The 3,040-nt window shown below is 62.5% G+C and carries 2 protein-coding genes and 2 pseudogenes; all 4 read right to left on the bottom strand.

Going from position 1 to position 3,040, the window contains the following annotated elements; genetic code table 11:
- Positions 1-254: 254 nt before the first annotated feature.
- Positions 255-1,436: a GNAT family N-acetyltransferase gene (locus G528_RS18745; protein WP_211220639.1), complete on the bottom strand. Its 1,182-nt coding sequence runs from the start codon at positions 1,434-1,436 to the stop codon at positions 255-257.
- Positions 1,437-1,672: 236 nt separating this feature from the next.
- A pseudogene (locus tag G528_RS0114405) lies at positions 1,673-1,936 on the bottom strand (transposase); the annotation flags it as partial.
- A 20-nt stretch (positions 1,937-1,956) separates the two neighbouring features.
- Positions 1,957-2,487 (bottom strand): annotated as a pseudogene (locus G528_RS18300) (transposase); the annotation flags it as partial.
- Positions 2,370-2,888, bottom strand: coding sequence for an IS3 family transposase (locus G528_RS18965; protein ID WP_084638245.1), 519 nt, complete (start codon positions 2,886-2,888; stop codon positions 2,370-2,372). The gene G528_RS18965 and the pseudogene G528_RS18300, both read right to left, overlap by 118 nt.
- Positions 2,889-3,040 lie beyond the last annotated feature (152 nt).

Here is a 3,040-nt window from a genome sequence, read left to right as displayed (position 1 = left end):
CGCCAGCGCTGCAACGCTGACTTGATCAAGTGACTACCGGGATCATTCTGCGGGAAGGCACGCCCTCCCAGATCCACAGGTCTTGATCATTCCTCAAGGGCGAGCACCGTCTTTGCCTACTGGCCCAGATCGAAGCCAAATCCGCAGTATGACATCAATAGGATCCCCCACTCTATGCGGCACTACTGTCCATCAGTCCTCACAGGGTGAACGTCCGATCAGTCAATTCCCGTCATTTGAAGATGGCGGTGTGTCTACGCGAGACGCTTCCCGAACCTCAGTCCGGTCCGCTCCCAACCGCGGCTCTTGTAGAAATCATGGGACCGTAAACGATCGGAACCCGAGTTGACCACGGCGCGATGAGCGCCCTGGGATAGCGCCCACTCCTCGAAGGCCGCACAGAGTTCAGCTCCGAGGCCTCCGCCTCGTGCGTGCTCCGAGGTCACCAGCGCGATGAGTTGGGCTGCCGGCTGGTCGTCCTCTACCGGGAAAACAATGTGACCGGCGGCAAAGCCATCGAGGCCGTTCTCGCCGTTCTCCACCACCCACATCCTGTACATATCATCCCTGAGCAGCCGCGATACTCGAGAAAGGATCTGATCGGCGGTCGCCGGATACGACAGATCATTAAACAGCTCCACCAACATTTCGACGTCGGCAGCACGCACGCTTCTTATCCGCGGCTCACGAGGCTGAGTGACGTTGGCGGACTCAACGCGAGCCCCGGCGTCCGGGACGTTCAATAGTTTTGCCAGTTCGTCCAGTGACCCCAAGCAGAGGTCGGCGCGAGCACTTTCGGCTCGACGACTGTGGATACGGCCCCATGGCCCCCTTTCCAGCAAGACGGTTCGGAAGCCGCTGACGGCAGCGGGGACGATGTCGTTGTCGAGACGGTCACCTACGTAGAGGATTTCGTGGGGCTCAGCGTCGGAACTTTCGGCAATGCGAGAGAAGAAGCCTGGCGAAGGTTTCGAGATGCCCCAATCCGACGATGACGCGACGAAGTCTGCGGCAAAGCCGAGCTTCCACAGACACTCCGTTGCCCCAGCAGGTTGATTACCTGCAATGCCGACGACGAGGTCGGCGTCCTTTGCGGCTATGAGACAGTCGAGTGCGTCCGGGTAAAGGTCGGCGGCTCGGATCTCCGTCTCGATTGCCGGCGTGGCAACTCCGAGGATGTCCCAAACCTTGTTGTGCGGCTCATCGCGTTCGATCAGCGATCCAATGACCCCCATCAGCGTGAACGGCGCGACGTTTGCGGCCTCCGCATACTGTGCCCACATGCGAGACTCATCGACGAGTGTCTCGCCGACATCGAACACTACGACTCGGATTCCAGTGGGTAGGTGCTGCGTTTGCTCATTCACATTGCCATCATCGCAGTTCCGAGCGACCTGCTTGCCGCCATCTGCAGCCCGAGAAGCCGTCACCGGCATGCCGGGTGACGATTTGAGATACCAAGCCTGGCGGAGGATTCACCAAGCACGCCTTGCCGCTAGCCTCGAAATTTCATCGGGGTGATGTCCTGGCCTGTGCGGTTTCGGATTGTTGGCTGCGCGCCTGATTATGCCTGTCGGGTACGACGAGGTCGCCGAGCGTCGGTGCGTCCGGGTTCCACATCACCGGAAGATCAGGTTCTTTCATGTCGTGCGGTCGGGGCCCGGCTGTCGGGTCAGCCGGGTGCTGGGTAGGCGGCCAGGCGGTGGAGGGCGGCGGTGATCAGACTGGTCCACGGGTGTTGTTGGTCGTAGCGAAGCCGGAGTCGCCGGGCGTGGCGAGTCAGACGAGCCGCGGTCGAGAACAGTCGGGTCCGCAGACGTTTGGGTTCCCAGAGGCGTGCCGGGGTGCCGGTCAGGGCGAGCATTTGGGTCCAGGCGAGCAGATCGCAGGCCAGTTCGACCAGGGCGAGCCAGATCTGGTTCTGGGCGAAGCCTTGAATCGGCCTGGCTTTCGTTCCTATCGTGGGCCTTGTCCGGCGGGGGCCGGATTGGCTGATTCCAGGTCAGAGTAGTACGCCTGCTCGACCTCGATGGGGGTGCGCATGTCGAGCTCGCCGTGGAGGCGGGAGTTGTTCCACCACCAGACCCACTCGAGGGTCGCAACCTCGACCTGCTCAACGGTCCGCCACGGACTGCGCTGACGGATCAGCTCGGTCTTGTAGAGGTTGTTCACGGCCTCGGCCATCGCGTTATCAAACGAGTCGCCGACCGTTCCGGTCGAGGGAACCGCGCCGAGCTCGACGATCCGGTCGGTGTAGACCATCGCCATGTAGTTCGACCCGTGGTCCGAGTGGTGCGTGAGCCCGGTGAGATCGTCACCGGCGTCCCATGCGGCCATATCGAGCGCCTGCATCGGCAGGATCTCCGCTTTCAGGGTCGCCGCGACGTTCCAGCCGACGATGCGTCGTGAGTAGACATCGGTGACGAACGCGACGTAGGCGAACCCGCCCCAGGTGGCGACGTAGGTGACATCGCACACCCAGAGCCGCCGCGGCGCGGCGCGGGGGCGGTGAACCGGCGGTTCACCAGATCACCTGGTAGTTCCGCGGTCCTGTCCGAGCGCGTGGTGAACACGCGCTTCGACTTCTTCACGCCTCGAACTCCAGCCAGGCGCATAAGGCGTTCGGTCTGGTCGCGGCCGACCTCCCATCCGTGCCGGCGCATCAGCGCATGCATCTTCCTACGCCCGTAGACACCGTAGTTCTCCGCATGCAACCGGCTGACCTCCGGGACCAGCAGCTCATCCGTCAGCTGCCGCGCCGAGGGCACACGGGCGACCGCGGCGCGGTAGCCGCGGGAGGTAAGGAACCCCTGGACTGCCGGTCGAAGGACGCGGCAGATGAGCTCGACCCCGAAACGCTCTCGATGTTCGTTGATGAACCGGATCATTTCGTCGAGGGGTGGTCGAGCTCCTTCGCGAAAAAGATGCTCGCAGCCTTGAGGATCGGCGGATTCAAGCGGTCAGTGCAACGAGTCCTGTGAGATGAGGCAGTCACTGATCACAGGAGGATCCGGATGCAGGGCAAGCACGGTCATCTCAG

The sequence above is a fragment of the Gordonia shandongensis DSM 45094 genome, assembly GCF_000423025.1.
Lineage (GTDB): Bacteria > Actinomycetota > Actinomycetes > Mycobacteriales > Mycobacteriaceae > Gordonia > Gordonia shandongensis.
Note: the sequence above shows the minus strand (reverse complement) of the source record. Positions and strands in the feature narration are given on the sequence as shown.